The sequence below is a fragment of the Cupriavidus sp. D384 genome, assembly GCF_001652915.1.
Taxonomy (GTDB): domain Bacteria; phylum Pseudomonadota; class Gammaproteobacteria; order Burkholderiales; family Burkholderiaceae; genus Cupriavidus.
This window is the reverse complement of the sequence record NZ_BBQI01000072.1, coordinates 1-17914: the sequence shown is the minus strand read 5'-3', so window position 1 is coordinate 17914 and position 17914 is coordinate 1. Positions and strand designations below refer to the sequence as shown.

Here is a 17914-nt window from a genome sequence, read left to right as displayed (position 1 = left end):
ACCATAGTGCCTTGGCCGGGACTCCGCCAGCATGCACCCGGGCGTGTGCCCCGGCGCCGGACCGGTGTGCCCAACTGTACAGCGCACGACACCGGCATCTGTGTATGGCCGCCCGGTCGATGTTCGGGCAAGATGCCGCACCGCCCGTAGCCGGGCTTACCGCACCAGGACAAGGAAGTGCCCCTCACCCGCATCAAGCAGAGCGAGACCCTGCTGGCCGTGCTGGCCCTGATCGGCTCCATGGCGTCGCTTTGCATCGGGACGTCGTTTGCCAAGAGCCTGTTCAGCGCCGTTGGCGCGCAAGGTACGGTTGCGCTGCGCGTCGGTTTTTCGGCATTGATCCTGATCACGGTCTGGCGGCCATGGCGCTTTGCGCTGTCGGGCGCGCATGCCCGCGCCATTGCCCTGTACGGCGCGGCGCTGGGTGCGACGAATCTGCTGTTCTACATGTCGCTGCGCACCATCCCGCTGGGCCTGGCCATCGCCATCGAATTCACGGGCCCGCTGACGGTGGCAGTGCTGTCCTCGCGCCGCGCCATCGACTTTCTCTGGATCGCCTGTGCCGTTGCCGGTCTTGTCCTGCTTCTGCCGCTGGGCGAGGCGGCAACCCATCTCGATCCGGTGGGTATCGGCTATGCGCTGGCGGCCGGCGTTGGCTGGGCACTCTATATCGTGTTCGGCCAGATGGCTGGCAATGCGCATGGCGGCCAGGCAACTTCGCTGGGCATGACCATGGCCGCGCTGGTTGCGCTGCCGTTTGGCGTGGCCCATGCCGGCGCGGAGATGTTCAGCCCCGGACTGCTGCTTTCCGGCCTGGCTGTTGGATTGCTGTCGAGCGCGATTCCCTACTCGCTGGAGATGGTGGCGCTGAAGCGGTTGCCCCGCCGGACGTTTGGCATCTTGCTGAGCCTGGAGCCCGCCATGGGTGCGCTGGCCGGGCTGGCATTCCTGCACGAGCAGCTCTCGGCGATCCAGTGGGTGGCGATTGCCGCCATCATCACGGCGTCGATTGGCTGTACGGCGACGTCGCGCGGCAAGCGCTGACGACCTTTCCGATTGCCGGATGCGGGCTAGTTGCCGGCGAACCAGTCGCGCGGCAGCCAATGCTCCCGCTGCGGCCGCGGGGCGCGATCGTGGGCCCCGGCCAGCGACAGGCTGACTTCGTGCAGAAAACTGTCCTCAGGGTTGCGGCGCGCGGCAAAGCCACAGTCGCGCATGATTGCCAGCATGCGCCGGTTCTCGCTCAGGACGTCGCCACGCATGCCCTGCAGCTGACTGGTCCGTGCAATCTGCTGCAACCGCTGGATCAGCCGGCGGCCCAATCCTTGCCCTTGCCAGTCGTCGGCCACCACCACGGCCAGCTCCGCCACGTTTTCGGCGTTGACCACATATTCGGCGTTGGCGACGATCGACTCGGCGCCATCCTCGGCGCGCACAGTCACCACCACCGCTACGTCGCGCTGCGGATGATGGGTGACAAAGCCCTGGACGATCTCGTCAGCCACCCTGCCCCCGGTCAGGAACCTGTAGTAGCGGCTTTCGCGCGACAGGCCATCGACAAACGTACGCAAACCGTCACGATCAGCGGGGCGCACGGCACGCACCGTCACCTGCCGGCCGCCGCGCGCCATCCAGCTCTCATCGGGGATTCTCGAACCCGCCTTGTTGTCACCTGCCGCATCGACATCACTCATGGCCACCCCTGACTTCATCTTCTGTAGGCAGGACTATAGTCGAAACCCTGACTTTTTCAAATGAAGTTAGAGTGCTATGCTCAAACCATGAATACGCCACCGCCGCCGATCTCAGCCGAGGACTTCGCGCAATGCTCGATCGCGGCCACGCTGTCGCTGATTGGCGAAAAGTGGACAATTCTCATCTTGCGCGACGTGTTTTCTGGCATCCAGCGCTTCGATGATTTTCTGGAGCGGCTTCAGTGCTCCCCGGCCGTGCTATCGGCGCGGCTGAAAACACTGACCGAGGCCGGGCTTTTGCGCAAGGTCAGCTACAAGGAGCCAGGCGAGCGCGAGCGCTTTGCCTACCGCCCCACCCGTGCCGCCGTCGAGCTGTTGCCCGTCATCGTCGGGCTGATGCAATGGGGCGATGCGCACATGAAGCCTGACGGTCAGGGGCCCGCCGAAATCCGCTCGCGGGTCAACGGCCTCAAAGTGCGCTCGGCCTTGATCGACGAAGCCGACCAACTGGTCTCCCCGGCCGACATGCAGCTGATTTCCCTCCTGCCCCAGGCCGACAAAGCTGACTGACCACGCACACCTGCCACCGGCACACGCAGCGCACACGTACGCTGCACGCACCGCGCCCGCACATTGCACCGCACCATAGCCGTGCAGCCGCCCAACTCTGGCGCCGCACCATGATGCATATTAGTGACTTATGAATCACTAAAATGTATGCTCGCGGGATTCAAAGTCTCCAAATCACCACCTGACGGGGCTGGCACACCGCTTGCGATATAGATCGCGGGCCGGTCAACGGCGATCCGCCCACCCCACACAGCACGGTTGCTATCCGTAGGTAGCAATCGTCAGGACAACGGCGTCCCCAGAACTGGCCCTTTCGCGCCAGCCTCTCGGGACGCCATTTGTTTTTGGAGCCCAAGAATGAACGGCAAAGCCACCCGGATCGATCTGCTAAGTCTGAAGACCCCGCAGATGCGCGCCTTCCACCTGACCTGGATGGCGTTCTTCGTCTGCTTCTTTGCGTGGTTTGCCTGTGCGCCGCTGATGCCGGTGCTCAAGGGCGAGTTCGGCCTGACTCCGGGCCAGATTGCCAATATCAATATCGCCGCGGTGGCGGTGACCATTCTGGTGCGGCTGGTGATCGGCCCGATGTGCGACCGCTTTGGCCCGCGCAAGACCTACACCGGCCTGCTGACGATCGGTGCGATTCCGGTGATCGGCGTGGCGTTCGCGCAGAGCTACGAGACCTTCCTGTTCTTCCGCCTGCTGATTGGCGCGGTGGGCGCGAGCTTCGTCATCACGCAGTACCACACGTCGGTGATGTTTGCGCCGAACGTGGTAGGCACGGCCAATGCCGCGTCTGCCGGCTGGGGCAACGCGGGCGGCGGTGCGGCGCAGGGCGTGATGCCGCTGCTGCTGGCCGCCGTGCTGTTCCTGGGTGTGGACCATGCAATGGGCTGGCGCGTGGCACTGATCGTGCCGGGCGTGCTGATGCTGATCATGGCCGTCGTCTACTGGCGCTTCACGCAGGATTGCCCGGAAGGCAATTTCTCTGACCTGCGCGCCCGCGGCATCGCCGTCAGCGGCGGCAAGGGCGGTGGCGGCTGGGCCAGCTTCCGCGCGGCCAGCGCCAACTACCGCGTCTGGATGCTGTTCATCACGTACGGCGCCTGCTTCGGCGTGGAGATCTTTATCCATAACGTGGCCGCCACCTACTACGTCGATCACTTCGGCCTGTCGCTGTCCGCCGCCGGCATGGCCGCCGCCAGCTTCGGCCTGCTCGCCCTGTTCGCCCGTGCGCTGGGTGGCTACGTATCGGATCGCGTGGCCCGCCACCGCGGCCTCGATGCGCGTTCGATCGTGCTGTTCGTCTTCATCCTGGGCGAAGGCCTGGGCCTGCTGGCATTTGCACATGCCTCGGGCGTGGTCACCGCCGTGGCCGCCATGCTGATGTTCGGCCTGTTCACCCATATGGCCTGCGGCGCCACCTACGCGCTGGTGCCGTTTATCGACCGCAAGGCGCTGGGCGGCGTGGCCGGAATCATTGGCGCGGGCGGCAACGTCGGTGCCGTGGCGGCGGGCTTCCTGATGAAGGGCCTGGGCGACCTGCAGCAAACGCTGACGTACCTGGGCGTGGCCGCCACGCTGGCCGCGCTGTGCGCCATCGCGGTGCGCTTCAGCGCCGAGCACAAGGCGCAGGAACAGGCCCTGTACGACAGCGCCCTGGCCAACTGAACCACATCGCCCCCTACAAAAGACACTCCGGACAAGGAAAGCATCATGAAGATCATCATCGTCGGGCACGGCATGGTCGGCCACAAGTTCCTGGAATGCCTGGCAGAAGCCGGCGCGCAAGACCTGGAAGTGACGGTGCTCTGCGAGGAGCCGCGCCCCGCCTACGATCGCGTTCACCTGTCCGAATTCTTCGCCGGCAAGTCTGCCGACGACCTTTCGCTGGTGCCCCAGGGCTTTTTCGACCAGCACAACAACATGCTGCTGCGCCTGAATGCCAAGGCCTCGGCGATCGATACGGCCGCGAAGACGGTCACCACGTCCACCGGTGAAACGCTGGCGTACGACAAGCTCGTGCTGGCAACCGGCTCCTACCCGTTCGTGCCGCCGCTGCCGGGCAAGGACCGCAAGGACACCTTCGTCTACCGCACCATCGAAGACCTGGAGGCGATGCTCGAATGCGGCAGCCGCGCCAAATCGGGCGTGGTCATCGGTGGCGGCCTGCTGGGCCTGGAATGCGCCAAGGCCCTGCGCGACATGAACCTGGACACCCATGTGGTGGAGTTCGCCCCGCGCCTGATGGCCGTGCAGGTCGACGATGGCGGCGGCCGCATGCTGCGCCAGAAGATCGAAGAGCTGGGCGTCAAGGCGCACACGGGCAAGAACACCGTGGAAATCGTCGACGGCGTTGACGGCACGCACCGCATGAACTTTGCCGACGGCACGCATCTGGACACCGACATGATCGTGTTCTCGGCCGGTATTCGTCCGCGCGACGAACTGGCGCGCGACAGCGGCCTGACGGTGGGCCCGCGCGGCGGCATCGTGATCGACGACAACTGCCTGACCTCGCACCCGGACGTCTACGCCATCGGCGAATGCGCGCTGTGGGACGGCAAGATCTACGGCCTGGTAGCCCCCGGCTACGACATGGCCCGCGTGGCCGCCCGCCACCTGCGCGGCGAGGCCGCCCGGTTCGCCGGCGCCGACATGAGCACCAAGCTCAAGCTGATGGGGGTGGACGTAGCCAGCATCGGCGACCCGCACGGCAATGTGCCGGGCAGCCGTTCGTACCAGTTCACCGACGAGCGCAAGCAGGTCTACAAGAAGCTGGTGGTGTCCGATTGCGGCAAGTACCTGCTGGGTGGCGTGCTGGTGGGCGATGCCGCCGAATACGGCACGCTGCTGCAGATGATGCTGAACCGCATCGAACTGCCGGAATCGCCCGAATTCCTGATCCTGCCGTCGTCGGACGGGCAGGCAAAGCCGGCGCTGGGCGCCGATGCCCTGCCGGACACGGCCCAGATCTGCTCGTGCAACAACGTCAGCAAGGGCCAGATCTGCGCCGCCGTGACCGACGGCGCCACCAGCATCGGCGCCGTGAAGTCGTGCACCAAGGCCGGCACGGCCTGCGGCGGCTGCGTGCCGCTGGTCACGCAGATCATGAAGGCCGAGATGAAGAAGCAGGGCATGGCGGTGAACAACCATGTCTGCGAGCATTTCCCGTACTCGCGCCAGGAGCTGTACCACCTGGTGCGCGTGGGCAAGTTCAAGACGTTTGACGACCTGCTGGCCGCGCATGGCAAGGGCCTGGGCTGCGACATCTGCAAGCCCACCGTGGGCAGCATCCTGGCGTCGTGCTGGAACGAGTTCGTGCTCAAGGAAGAACACGCCAGCCTGCAGGATTCGAACGACTACTTCCTCGCCAATATCCAGAAGGATGGCACCTATTCGGTGGTGCCGCGCATGCCGGGCGGCGAAGTCACGCCCGACGGCCTGATCGCCGTGGGCCAGGTTGCCAAGAAATACGGCCTCTACACCAAGATCACCGGTGGTGCCCGGGTGGACATGTTCGGCGCCCGTCTCGAAGAACTGCCCCTGATCTGGGAAGAGCTGGTGGCGGCCGGTTTCGAATCGGGCCATGCGTATGGCAAGTCGCTGCGCACGGTGAAATCGTGCGTGGGTTCCACGTGGTGCCGCTACGGCGTGGACGATTCCGTGGGCCTCGCCATCGATATCGAGAACCGCTACAAGGGCCTGCGCGCCCCGCACAAGATCAAGTTCGGCGTTTCGGGCTGCACCCGCGAGTGCGCCGAAGCACAGGGCAAGGACGTGGGCATCATCGCCACCGAAAAGGGCTGGAACCTCTACGTCTGCGGCAACGGCGGCATGAAGCCGCGCCATGCCGAACTGCTGGCCGGCGACCTGGACCGCGAAACGTTGATCCGCTACGTCGACCGCTTCCTGATGTTCTACGTGCGCACGGCCGACCGCCTGCAGCGCACCAGCACCTGGCGCGACAACCTCGAAGGCGGCCTGGACTACCTGAAAGCCGTGGTCATCGACGACAAGCTGGGCATCGGCGCCGAACTGGAAGCCGAGATGCAGCACGTGGTGAACACCTACGAAGACGAGTGGAAGAAGGCCATCACCGACCCCGAAACGCGCAAGCGCTTCCGCCACTTCGTCAACAGCGACCTGCGCGACGACAACCTGGTGTTCCTGGAGGAACGCGGCCAGGTGCGCCCCGCCACGCCGGAGGAACGGAACTTGCAGCGTACCCGCCTGAGCCACATTCCCGTGGTCACCGTGCCCGCAAAAGCAGCCTGAAACAAGGAGAACGTGATGAGCCAAGCCCACCATCCCGAAACCTGGACCGCGATCTGCACCTTGCGCGATATCGTGCCCAATACTGGTGTCTGCGCACTGGTCGACATGCAGCAGGTGGCGGTCTTCCGCGTCGGCCGCGGCGAAGAGGTCTATGCCATCGCCAATTTCGATCCCAATTCGCAGGCCAACGTGCTGTCGCGCGGGCTGGTCGGCAGCCTTGGCGAGCGCGTCGTGGTGGCCTCGCCGATCTACAAGCACCATTTCGACCTGCGCACGGGCGAATGCCTGGAGGCGCCCGAGCACTCGGTCGACGCCTTTGCCGCGCGCGTCTATGACGGCAAGGTCTGGGTGGCGGCATCGGTCGTCCAGCGCGAGGCCGAGGAAGAACTGGCCGCCTGATCCGCAGCCCCCTGCCCTCGCCCAAGCCCCGGCCTGACGACCCACACGCCTAACGCCCACAGGAAGATGATGTTCAAGACGCCCCCCGCCTCGTCTCCCGCCACCCCGGCCAAGCCTCGGCTGGTGGTGGTCGGCAACGGCATGGCCGCCATGCGCACGGTCGAGGAACTGCTGAAGCTCGCGCCGAACCTGTACGACATCACGGTGTTCGGCGCCGAGCCGCACGGCAACTACAACCGTATCCTGCTGAGCCCGGTGCTTGCCGGCGAGAAGACCGTCGACGACATCATGCTCAACACACGCGACTGGTACACGCAGAACGGCATCGAACTGCTGGCCGGCGATCCCGTGGTCGGCATCGACCGGCCGCGCCGCACCGTGCGCTCCGCTTCGGGCAAGGAAGTCCACTACGACCGGCTGCTGCTGGCTACCGGCTCCAAGCCGTTCATCATCCCCGTGCCGGGCCATACGCTGGACGGCGTGATCGCCTTCCGCGATATCCAGGACGTGGAAACCATGCTGCACGCCGCGCGCAACCATCGCCACGCGGTGGTGATCGGCGGTGGCCTGCTGGGCCTGGAAGCCGCCAACGGCCTGATGCGCCAGGGCATGGACGTCACCGTGGTGCACCTGGCCGACAGCCTGATGGAACGCCAGCTCGACAAGCCCGCCGCCGAACTGCTGAAGGTGGCGCTCGAACGCAAGGGCCTTCGCTTCCTGCTGGGCGCGCAGACGGCGGGCATCCTCGGCGACGACCGCGTCACCGGCGTGCTGTTCAAGGACGGCACGCAGATCCCGGCCGACCTGGTGGTGATGACCGCCGGCGTGCGCCCCAATATCGAACTGGCCGCCGGCGCGGGCCTGCGTTGCGAGCGCGCCATCGTGGTGGACGACACGCTCCAGACCTTCGATCCGCGCATCTACGCGGTGGGCGAATGCGTGCAGCACCGCAACGCCACGTTTGGCCTGGTGGCCCCGATCTGGGACCAGGCCCGCGTCTGCGCCGCGCATCTGGCCGGCGCCGGGCATCGCCGCTACGTCCAGCAGGCCACGGCCACCAAGCTCAAGGTGACGGGCGTTGACCTGTACTCGGCCGGCGATTTCATCGGCGCCGAAGGCAGCGAGGACCTGGTGCTGCGCGATCCGCGCCGCGGCGTCTACAAGCGCCTGGTGCTGCAGGATGGCCGGCTGGTTGGCGCGGTGCTGTACGGCGACGTGAAGGATGGCCCGTGGTATTTCGACCTGATCCAGTCCGGCAAGCCCGTTGCCGCGCTGCGTCAGCGCCTGCTGTTTGGCCAGGCGCAATGCGAGGCTTTGGCGGCCTGATGGCCGTCCCGCCCCTGAAACGCACGCCATCATCGAGAGATTCAGCCGTGAACCTGTCAGACATTGCGGTGGTTGCCACCACCCCCACCAAGACGGTATCCACCACCTGCCCGTACTGCGGCGTGGGCTGCGGCGTGCGCGCCACGGCGCGTGCCGATGGTCAGGTGGAAGTGCAAGGCGACGCCGACCATGCATCGAACTTTGGCCGCCTGTGCGTCAAGGGCTCGGCGCTGGGCGACACGGTCAGCCTGGACGGCCGCCTGCTCCATCCGCAACTGCGCGAGGCCGATGGGTCACTGCGCCGTGTGAGCTGGGACCAGGCACTCGACAAGGTTGCCAGCGGCTTTGCCGACGTCATCGTGAAACACGGCCCCGACGCCGTGGCGCTCTATGTGTCGGGCCAGATCCTGACCGAGGACTACTACATCGCCAACAAGCTGATGAAGGGCTTTATCGGCTCGGCGAACATCGACACCAATTCGCGGCTGTGCATGTCGTCGGCCGTGGCCGGCCACAAGCGCGCATTTGGCGAAGACCTGGTGCCGTGCAGCTATGAAGACCTGGAACAGGCCGACCTGGTGGTGCTGGTGGGCTCCAATACCGCGTGGTGCCATCCGATCCTGTTCCAGCGCCTGACGCGCGCCAAGGAAGCCCGGCCCGACATGAAAATCGTGGCGATCGACCCGCGCCGCACCGCCACCTGCGAACTGGCCGACCTGCACCTGCCGCTGCGCCCCGGCACTGACGTGCGCCTGTTCAACGGCCTGCTTGGCTACCTGGCCCGGCGCGGCCATGCTGACGCAGCCTTCGTCGACGCCCATACGGCTGGCCTGGACGAAGCGCTGGCCGTGGCCGATGCCGATGCCGATGGCACGGACCTGACCGCCCTGGCCCGCGCCTGCAAGCTCGATCCGCAGGACCTGCAGGCGTTCTTCGAACTGTTCGCCGGTACGCGGAAGGTCATCACGGCGTTCTCGATGGGTGTGAACCAGTCGTCGGCGGGCACCGACAAGGTCAACAGCATCATCAACTGCCACCTGCTCACCGGGCGCATCGGCCAGCCGGGCATGGGCCCGTTTTCGCTGACCGGCCAGCCCAACGCCATGGGCGGGCGCGAAGTGGGCGGCCTGGCCAACATGCTGGCCGCGCATATGGAACTGGCCAACCCGGTGCATCGCGACATCGTGCAGGACTTCTGGCAGTCGCCGCACATGGCCGACAAGCCAGGCCTCAAGGCCGTGGACCTGTTCAACGCGATCGAGGCAGGCCGGGTCAAGGCCGTCTGGGTCATCGCCACGAACCCCGTGGTCAGCCTGCCCGATGCCGATCAGGCCCGGCGCGCGCTCGCCAAATGCGAACTGGTGGTGACGTCCGACGTCGTCACGCACACCGACACCAACGACGCCGCGCACGTGCTGCTGCCCGCGCTGGGCTGGGGCGAGAAAGATGGCACGGTGACCAACTCCGAGCGCCGCATCTCACGCCAGCGCGCATTCCTGCCGGCACCGGGCGAGGCGCGCGCCGACTGGGACATCCTGTGCGACGTGGCCCGCCGCATGGGCTTTGCCGGCTTCGACTACGCCGGCCAGCACGAAATCTTCGACGAGCACGCCCGGCTCTCGGCCTGGCGCAACGGCGAGGCCAGTGACCGCGACGCGCCCCGCATGTTCGATATCGGCGGCCTGGCCGGGCTGACCCGGGACGAGTACGACGACTTCGAACCGGTGCAATGGCCGTACCGCGCCGCCACGCCGGGCGGCACGCAACGCCTGTTCGAAGACGGCCGCTATGCGTTTGCCGATGGCCGTGCCCGCTTTGTGCCCACGGCGGCGCGTGCGCCGGTCCACGCGGCCGACGACGAATTCCCGCTGATCCTCAACACGGGCCGCGTGCGCGACCAGTGGCACACCATGACGCGCACCGGCAAGGCGGCCCGGCTGTCCGACCACCTGCCCGAGCCGTTCGTCGACATGCATCCGCAGGACGCGCTGCTGTGCGGCGTGGGCGAAGGCAAGCTCGCCCGCGTGACCAGCCGTTGGGGCGCCATGGTGGCGCGCGTGCGGTTTGGCGGCGGCATTGCGCGCGGCAGCGTGTTCGTGCCGATTCACTGGAACGACCAGTTCAGTTCCGATGCGCGCGTGGGCGCGGTGGTCAATCCGGTGGTCGACCCGGTCTCGGGCGAGCCCGAATTCAAGCACACGCCAGTGCGCGTGGAGGAATTCCGCGTGTCCTGGCACGGTTTCGTGCTCAGCCGTGCCGCGCTGCCAGCCGATTCGCTGACGTACTGGACACGCATCCAGGGCAAGCAGTTTCAACGTTACGAATTTGCCGGCCGGGAAACCATCGCAGACCGCGCCGCGTGGGCGCGGGCCCTGCTGGGCGTGCAGGACCCCGACGCGGACTGGCTCGAATACGAAGACCGGTCGGCGGGCGTCTATCACGCGGGTTACGTGGTCAACGACCGGCTGGAAGCATGTGTATATGTGTCCACGCGGGCCGACCTGCCGTCGCGTGCGTGGCTGTCGCAACTGTTCGGGCAGGACCACCTCGAAGATACCGACCGCATCGGCCTGTTGCTGGGCCAGCCGCTGGAAAAAACCGCCGATGCCGGACCCACCGTGTGCTCCTGCTTCGGCGTGGGCCGCAATACGATCTGCGACGCCGTGCGCAAGCACGACCTCAAGACGCCCGCCGAAATCACCGCCTGCGTGAAGGCCGGCGGCAACTGCGGGTCCTGCGTGCCGGAACTGCGCAAGCTGCTTGGCGAGATCCGCATCGCGGAAGCGGCCTGACTGTCCCCAAGCCATAGCGAATCGAACGAAACCAACGAAACACACGAAACGAATGATGGCGCGGCGGCCCAAGCGGCCCCCGCGCCATTTTTTCGTCCATTTCTTGACATTTAGTCCAGTACTATACAAACTGTCCAGCATCGAATGTCATCCATTTCATCGACCGAGATGCCCAACCGCACGCCCGAGCAGCGTCTGCTGCTGGACCAGATCAAGCAGGTTGCCGATGGCCTGGGCCAGACGCTGGCGCCATTCTGCGAGGTCGTGGTCCATGATCTGCTGGAGCCAGATCAATCGATCCTGGCAATCCACAACAACCTGTCGGGCCGCGCCGTGGGCGATCCCACCACGGAACTGGGCGAGGCCCGCATTACCGATCCCGACTATCCGCAGGTACTGGCCAACTACGCGAACCAGTTCGCCGATGGCCGCCTGGCTAAAAGCACGTCCATCGGCATCAAGGACAGCAGCGGCCGCTATATCGCGGCGCTATGCATGAACGTGGACCTGACGCTGTTCCGCAGTCTGCAGATGGCGATGGGACAGTTCGTGCAGACTGCCGCGGATGGCCCCGAGGAAACGCTCGACCCTGCCAGCACCGAAGTCCTGCGCTCGCGCATCGACGCCTTTGCCGCGCGGCTGGCTACCACGCCCCGCGCGCTGAAGACCGACGAACGCCGCGCGCTGCTGGCCGAACTCAAGGCGTCCGGCCTGCTGGAAGTGCGCCGGGCCATGGAAACCATCGCGGCACATCTGGGCGTGTCGCGCGCCACCGTCTACAGCTATGCACGCTAATTCCGCCGCGCAGTTGCTACTGCTCGACAAACACGCCGTGGAAGCGGCACTGATCCCCGACGATGTCCTGGCCGCCGTGCGCGAAGCCTTTATCCTGCACAGCCATCGCGAAGGGCGCGTCTTCCCGCTGATCCGCGAGAAGCTGGCAACCGGCGGGGTGTTCGGCATCAAGGCAGGCGATGTGGGCCGGCAGAACCTGCTGGGCTTCAAGGCCGCCGGCTTCTGGCCCGGCAACCGCCAGCGCGGCGGCGAACCGCACCAGGCCACCATCGTGCTGATCGACCCGGCCACCGGACGCCCGGTGTGCATTCTCGACGGCAACGCCATCACCACGGCGCGCACCGGCGCCGCCGGCGGCATCGGCCTGCAGGCGCTGGCACGGCCCAACAGCCGCCGCATATGCGTGTTCGGCACCGGCGTTCAGGCGCGCGTGCAACTGACGTACGCGCTGGCGCTGCTGCCGTCGCTTGCCGAAGTACGCTATGTCAGCGCCAGCGGCGCGCCCAGCGACAGCTTCGAAGCCGAGTTCGCCGGGCGGTGCCAGATTGCGCTGGCTACCGACCGCAACGACGCCGTGGCCCAGAGCGATGTCGTGATCACGGCCACGCCCGGCGGCGGCGCGCTGTTCGACGCCGACGCCGTGCAGCCCGGCACCCATCTCACCTGCGTGGGCGCCGATACCAGCGGCAAGCGTGAACTGCCCGACGGCGTGCTCGAACGCGCCCGCATCGTGGCCGACGATCTGGAGCAGGCGCGCAGCATTGGCGAGTGCCAGTGGTCGCCCGACCTGCACTGCATCGAGATCGGCGACCTGCTGACCGGCAGTGCCACGTTCGAGCGGCAAGCCGGCGACATCACCGTTTTCGACATGACCGGCCTGGCACTGCAAGACCTGACCGTCGCCCGCTTCCTGCATGAACGGGCCCTGGCAGACGGCACCGGCACACGCCTGGCGTGGCCCTGGTAGTCTCCCTCCACCCTTTTCGCCTACTGCATACCGCACCCCGATACGACCATGACGACCCTGCAATTGCCCACCTACGCCGACGTCGAGGCCGCTGCCAAGCGCCTGGAAGGCTATGCCAACCGCACGCCCGTCAACACCTCGCGCACGCTCAACGAGCGCCTTGGCGCCGAAGTCTTCTTCAAGTGCGAGAACTTCCAGCGCATGGGCGCCTTCAAGTTTCGTGGCGCGTTCAACGCGCTGTCGAAGTTCACACCCGAGCAGCGCAAGGGCGGCGTGGTCGCCTTCTCGTCGGGCAACCATGCGCAGGGCATCGCGCTGTCGGCAAAGCTGCTGGGCATGCCGGCCACGATCGTGATGCCGCTGGATGCGCCCGCGCTGAAAGTGGCGGCCACCAAGGGCTACGGCGCCAGCGTGGTGATGTACGACCGCTACAAGGAAGACCGCGAAGCCATTGGCCGGGACCTGGCCCAGAAGCACGGCATGACACTGATCCCGCCGTACGACCACCCCGATGTGATGGCCGGCCAGGGCACCGCCGCCAAGGAACTGTTCGAGGAAGTGGGCCAGCTTGACGTGCTGCTGGCCCCGTTGGGCGGTGGCGGCCTGTTGTCGGGCACGGCACTCGCCACGCGCGCACTGGCCCCGCAATGCCAGCTCTACGGCGTGGAGCCCGAGGCCGGCAACGACGGCCAGCAATCGCTGCGCAGCGGCAAGATCCTGCATATCGATACGCCCAAGACCATCGCCGACGGCGCGCAGACGCAGCACCTGGGCAACTACACGTTCCCCGTCATCCAGCGCGACGTCAACGACATCCTGACCGCCTCGGACGCGCAGCTGGTGGAGGCCATGCGCTTCTTTGCCGAACGCATGAAGATGATCGTCGAGCCCACCGGCGCGCTGGGCCTGGCGGCCGCCCTGCAGATCAAGGATCAGCTCAAGGGCAAGCGCGTAGGCATCATCATCAGCGGCGGCAACGTCGATATCTCGTGGTTCTGTGAGCTGATGGGGCGTTGATCACCGGCCCGGGCCGCTATACCTCCTCCGACGGCTGCGCCTTCGCCACCACGACCTTTTCGGGGTCGAGCTGCATGAAGATCCAGGCCGAGGCGGAGGTGATCAGCCCCACGCAGATGAAGGTGGCGTGGAAGGCCGGCAGCACGTCGAAGTGATGGCTGCCGATGCCGGCCTGGAATGTCGCCAGCAGCGCGCCGGCCGATGTCACGGCCAGGCTCATCGACAGCATCTGCACCATCGACAGCATGCTGTTGCCGCTGCTGGCGTTGACGCCGCTCAGGTCCTTGAGCGTGACCGTGTTCATGGCCGTGAACTGGACGGAATTGACCGCGCCGAAAATCGCCATCTGGACGATCACCAGCGGCAACGGCCGGTCGGGCGAGATCAGCGCGAACGACGCCATCACCAGCCCCACCAGGAATGTGTTGGTCACCAGCACCTTGCGATAGCCGAACTGCTCGATGAGCCGCGTCGCCAGCCGCTTCGACGCCATGCCGGCCACCGTCACCGGCACCATCATCAGGCCGGCGTTGAACGGCGAATACCCCAGGCTGACCTGCAGCGTCAGCGGAATCAGGAACGGCATGGCGCCGTTACCGATCCGTGCGAACAGATTGCCCAGCAGGCCCACGCTGAACGCATGGATGCTGAACAGCTTGAGCGGGAACAGCGGCATCTTGCTGCGCCGGGCGTGCAGCACGTAGGCAGACAGCGCCGCCAGGCTGGCAATCAGCAGCATCAGCACCGTGGCGTGCTGGAAACCCATGCCAGCCAGGCCATCCAGCGAAAACGACAGCGTCACCATGGCGATGGCCAGGAACGCGTAGCCCGCGATGTCGAAGCGCCCCATGCCGGGCAGCCGCGCGTTGGGCATGTACTTTACCGTGGCAATCGCGCCAATCACGCCCACGGGCACGTTGATCAGGAAGATCCAGTGCCATGAAAACGTCTGCGTGATCCAGCCGCCCAGCGTCGGCCCGATCAGCGGCCCGATCATGCCCGGTATCGCCACGAAACTCAGCGCCTGCAGATACTGTTCGCGCGGAAACGTCCTTAACACCGACAGCCGGCCCACCGGCAGCAGCATCGCCCCGCCCGCCCCCTGCACCACGCGCGCAGCGGACAGCATCGGCAACGTGGGCGCCCAGGCGCACAGCAGAGACCCCAGCACGAACAGCCCGATGGCCGTCTGGAAGATCGTGCGCGTGCCAAACCGGTCGGCCAGCCAGCCCGACGCCGGAATGATCACGGCCATCGTCAGCGAATAGGCGATCACCACCGACTGCATGCGCAGCGGGCTCTCGCCCAGGCTGCGCGCCATCGACGGCAAGGCGGTGTTGACGATCGTCGAATCGAGCGTCTGCATGAAGAATCCCACCGCCACCACCCAAAGCATGATGCGCAGCTTGGGGTCCTGGGGCATGGTGGCGGATTCGACGGGTGGCGTGGCTAGAGACATGGCAGCGGCACGCAGGTAGCGGCTAAAACCGCCACCTTAGGCGTGTGATGCGACGTTGGCAAGTCGGGCAGGCGGAGATCGCGCAATACCGGGCGCATCACATCGACGCCCGCAGGCCTACAAAGAACCGGCGCCCGGGCGCCGGCTCGTAGTATCTGCCGTTGGCTTCATTGACGATGACCGAGCCGATGTAGCGCCGGTCGGCCACGTTGTCGACGCGCCCGAACACGTACCACTGCGTGGCGCCGGTCTTGAACGTGTAGCCGGTCTTCAGGTTGAAGACGAAGTATCCGGGCGCGGCCTGGGTGTTCAGGTCGTCCACGTAGACCTTGCTGTCGGCCTTGGCTTCCACCCCCACCATCCACTGGGCCCATGGCCTGTAGGTCAGTTCGGCGCCGAAGCTGTGGCGCGCCGTGCCGGGCAGCCGGTTGCCGGCTGCCACGGTTGCGCCCTGCGCGTTGACGAACGCATCGCCGAAGTACGCGTCCAGGTACGTGTACGCCAGCCCGGCCGCCAGCCGCCTGGCCGGGCCGAATGCGCCGTGCCAGCCCAGTTCCAGGCCGCGCCGGCGTACCCCATCCACGTTCTGGTAGACCGTGCGGCCGTTGTTGTTCGACAGCGGCACGATCTCGCTGTGGCTGTCGGCATCGAACAATGCCGCGTCCAGCCGCTGGCCGCCCGACTCCCATTTCACGCCGATCTCGCCCTGGCGGCTGGTCGATGCCTGCAGCCCAAGGTTGGCGCCGATGCCGTTCGGGCCATAGGCCACCTCGGTCAGCGTGGGCGTCTCGAAGCCACGGCCCAGGTTGGCGTAGACGTTGAGGGTTTCCATCGCATGCCAGACCGCGCCCAGCACCGGGCTCAGGTTGCGATAGGTGGACGTGCCGCTGTCGTCGGGGCTGGCCGCCGTCACGTAGTGGTCGTTGATGCGCAGCCGGACCATGCTGGCGCGCAGGCCGCCCACGATCTCCCAGGCGGGATGCACGGTCCAGTTGAATTGCGCGAAGGCGCCGTAGTCGGCCGCCTCGTCGGTTTCGTCGCGCCGCTGCGCGCCCTGCTGGCCGTTGTCGTTGACGTAGCCGTGCCGTGCGTCGCGCATGCCGTTCACTTCAAGCCCGGCCGTCCACTGCAGCGGCAGGCCGTTGGCCGTGGTCTTGCGTGTCCAGGACACCGCGCCGCCGCCGTAGGTGCGGTCCAGGTCGACGATGCCGCCTGCCGAACTCGGCGCCGCCCCGCTGAAGCCCAGCCGCTGGGTCAGCTGGCGGCCACCGCCGTACAGCCGGAAGTTCAGGCTGTCCAGGTCGGTCAGCTGGTGCTCGACCACCACGCCTGCCTGGGTCTGTTCGACTTCCTTGCCGGTATTGAACTGGGTGGCCGCCGCAATCGCCTGGCGCGGATTGGCGTCGGCCTGGGCGCGCGTAAGCCCCAGCGGGTCTTCGGCCAGCGGCTGGTTGAAGTAGTTGAACTGGCCCGTGACCCTTGTGGCCGTGCTGGGCTGGGCCACGATCTTGGCGTTGAGCTGGTAGCGTTTGGCGGCGCTGTGGTCGCGATAGCCATCGGTCTGGTAGGTCCAGGCGTCGAGCGTTCCGCCCAGCCGGTCGTTGCCGCCGGCCAGCGAGACACCAGCCTGCCATTGCCCGTCGGAGCCGAAACCGGTCGATGCCCGGCCGGTAAATCCGGTCTTCGGCGGATCGGGTGTGAAGACCTGCACCACCCCGCCCGACGCGTTGCCGTACATCTGCGCGAACGGGCCGCGCAGCACCTCGATGCGGCTGGCATTGGCCAGGTCGAAGGTGGATGCCTGGCCCTGGCCGTCGGGCATGGTGGCCGGAATACCATCGATAAACAGCCGCACGCCACGCACGCCGAAGGTCGAGCGGCTGCCAAAGCCGCGTACGGCAATCTGCAGGTCCTGGGAGTAGTTCTGGCGGTCGCGCACTGCGATGCCGGGGCTGGTCAGCGTCAGTTCAGACAGGTTGACCAGCGGCGAGGTGGCGGTGAAAGGATCGACCGGGATACTGTCGATGGCCGCCGGGGCGTCGAAGCGCCGTTGCTCGTTGCGGCTGGCGCTGACCACCACATCGGGCAAGGTGGTCTCTTTGGCAGCCGCCGGAGCGCCAGACGCCATGGCCAAGGGCACCACGAGCCAGATGGCAGCGCGGGGGCGCGGGGAAGCGGGTGTGGCGGAAGCAGCGGATGTAGCGGATGTAGCGGAAGCCTGGGTCCTGCCGGCAGCGTGCATGGGGGCGCGTCCCGAAGATAGACACCTCGCACGCGCGGATCGCGCGTGACGCATAGTCTACCCTCAGTCGGCGTGCCGCCGCCGTCGGCAGTTGCGGCCGGCTACGGTCAGTTGTTGGCGTCGACCAGCGTGCGGGCGTCCACCACCTTGTCGCGGTAGGCCTCGAAGATGCGGCGCAGTGCCTGCTCCATCGTCACCTCGGGCTTCCAGCCCAGTTCGTCGATCGTGTTGTCGATCTTCGGCACGCGGTGCTGCACGTCCTGGTAGCCCTTGCCGTAGAACTCGCCCGACGACGTCTCAACGATCTGCGTCTTGCGCGCTTCCTCGGCGTATTCCGGGTAATCGGCGGCCATCTTCAGCATCATCTCGGCCAGC

At 66.5% G+C, this 17914-nt stretch carries 13 protein-coding genes and 1 pseudogene; 10 read left to right on the top strand and 4 right to left on the bottom strand.

The window, feature by feature from the left end:
* Positions 1 to 177 precede the first annotated feature (177 nt).
* The gene (locus tag A9J21_RS15755) at positions 178 to 1044 is read left to right on the top strand and encodes a DMT family transporter (protein ID WP_066737205.1); all 867 of its coding nucleotides are present in this window, start codon (positions 178 to 180) and stop codon (positions 1042 to 1044) included.
* Positions 1045 to 1070: 26 nt separating this feature from the next.
* Here A9J21_RS15755 and A9J21_RS15750 read toward each other — a convergent pair whose 3' ends face one another.
* Positions 1071 to 1694 carry a GNAT family N-acetyltransferase gene (locus A9J21_RS15750; RefSeq protein WP_066737204.1) on the bottom strand — a complete coding sequence of 208 codons (624 nt, stop codon included), beginning with the start codon at positions 1692 to 1694 and terminating at the stop codon, positions 1071 to 1073.
* A gap of 87 nt (positions 1695 to 1781) precedes the next feature.
* Here A9J21_RS15750 and A9J21_RS15745 point away from each other — a divergent pair, with 87 nt between their 5' ends.
* The 9 genes from A9J21_RS15745 to A9J21_RS15705 all read left to right on the top strand — a co-directional run bounded on the left by A9J21_RS15745 (position 1782) and on the right by A9J21_RS15705 (position 13838).
* Positions 1782 to 2264 (top strand): helix-turn-helix domain-containing protein, encoded by a 483-nt coding sequence (locus A9J21_RS15745; RefSeq protein WP_066737202.1) that lies wholly within the window; start codon positions 1782 to 1784, stop codon positions 2262 to 2264.
* 357 nt (positions 2265 to 2621) lie between these two features.
* A complete protein-coding gene (locus A9J21_RS15740; RefSeq protein WP_066737200.1) occupies positions 2622 to 3935 on the top strand; it encodes an MFS transporter in 1314 nt (437 codons plus the stop codon).
* A 45-nt stretch (positions 3936 to 3980) separates the two neighbouring features.
* Complete coding sequence (gene nirB / locus A9J21_RS15735) at positions 3981 to 6542, top strand: nitrite reductase large subunit NirB (protein ID WP_066737198.1); 2562 nt, start codon at positions 3981 to 3983, stop codon at positions 6540 to 6542.
* A gap of 15 nt (positions 6543 to 6557) precedes the next feature.
* A complete protein-coding gene (gene nirD / locus A9J21_RS15730) occupies positions 6558 to 6941 on the top strand; it encodes a nitrite reductase small subunit NirD (protein WP_066737193.1) in 384 nt (127 codons plus the stop codon).
* A gap of 69 nt (positions 6942 to 7010) precedes the next feature.
* Positions 7011 to 8267: an NAD(P)/FAD-dependent oxidoreductase gene (locus tag A9J21_RS15725; protein WP_082926451.1), complete on the top strand. Its 1257-nt coding sequence runs from the start codon at positions 7011 to 7013 to the stop codon at positions 8265 to 8267.
* A 47-nt stretch (positions 8268 to 8314) separates the two neighbouring features.
* On the top strand, positions 8315 to 11059 hold the full coding sequence (locus A9J21_RS15720) for a nitrate reductase (RefSeq protein ID WP_066737191.1): 2745 nt from the start codon (positions 8315 to 8317) through the stop codon (positions 11057 to 11059).
* Between the two features lie 168 nt (positions 11060 to 11227).
* Positions 11228 to 11854, top strand: coding sequence for a transcriptional regulator (locus A9J21_RS15715; RefSeq protein WP_066737190.1), 627 nt, complete (start codon positions 11228 to 11230; stop codon positions 11852 to 11854).
* Positions 11844 to 12821 (top strand): ornithine cyclodeaminase family protein, encoded by a 978-nt coding sequence (locus tag A9J21_RS15710; RefSeq protein ID WP_066737189.1) that lies wholly within the window; start codon positions 11844 to 11846, stop codon positions 12819 to 12821. Before A9J21_RS15715 ends, A9J21_RS15710 begins: the two co-directional genes overlap by 11 nt.
* Positions 12822 to 12869: 48 nt before the next feature.
* Positions 12870 to 13838 (top strand): threo-3-hydroxy-L-aspartate ammonia-lyase, encoded by a 969-nt coding sequence (locus tag A9J21_RS15705; RefSeq protein ID WP_066737188.1) that lies wholly within the window; start codon positions 12870 to 12872, stop codon positions 13836 to 13838.
* Between the two features lie 16 nt (positions 13839 to 13854).
* Here the strand turns inward: A9J21_RS15705 and mdtD are convergent, their stop codons facing one another.
* The 3 genes and pseudogenes from mdtD to A9J21_RS31985 form a co-directional block, all read right to left on the bottom strand.
* Positions 13855 to 15261, bottom strand: a complete 1407-nt coding sequence (gene mdtD, locus A9J21_RS15700; RefSeq protein WP_156545929.1) for a multidrug transporter subunit MdtD — start codon at positions 15259 to 15261, stop codon at positions 13855 to 13857.
* Between the two features lie 133 nt (positions 15262 to 15394).
* The gene (locus A9J21_RS15695; RefSeq protein ID WP_066737184.1) at positions 15395 to 17425 is read right to left on the bottom strand and encodes a TonB-dependent receptor; all 2031 of its coding nucleotides are present in this window, start codon (positions 17423 to 17425) and stop codon (positions 15395 to 15397) included.
* Positions 17426 to 17646: 221 nt separating this feature from the next.
* A pseudogene (locus tag A9J21_RS31985) lies at positions 17647 to 17914 on the bottom strand (bifunctional UDP-4-keto-pentose/UDP-xylose synthase); the annotation flags it as partial.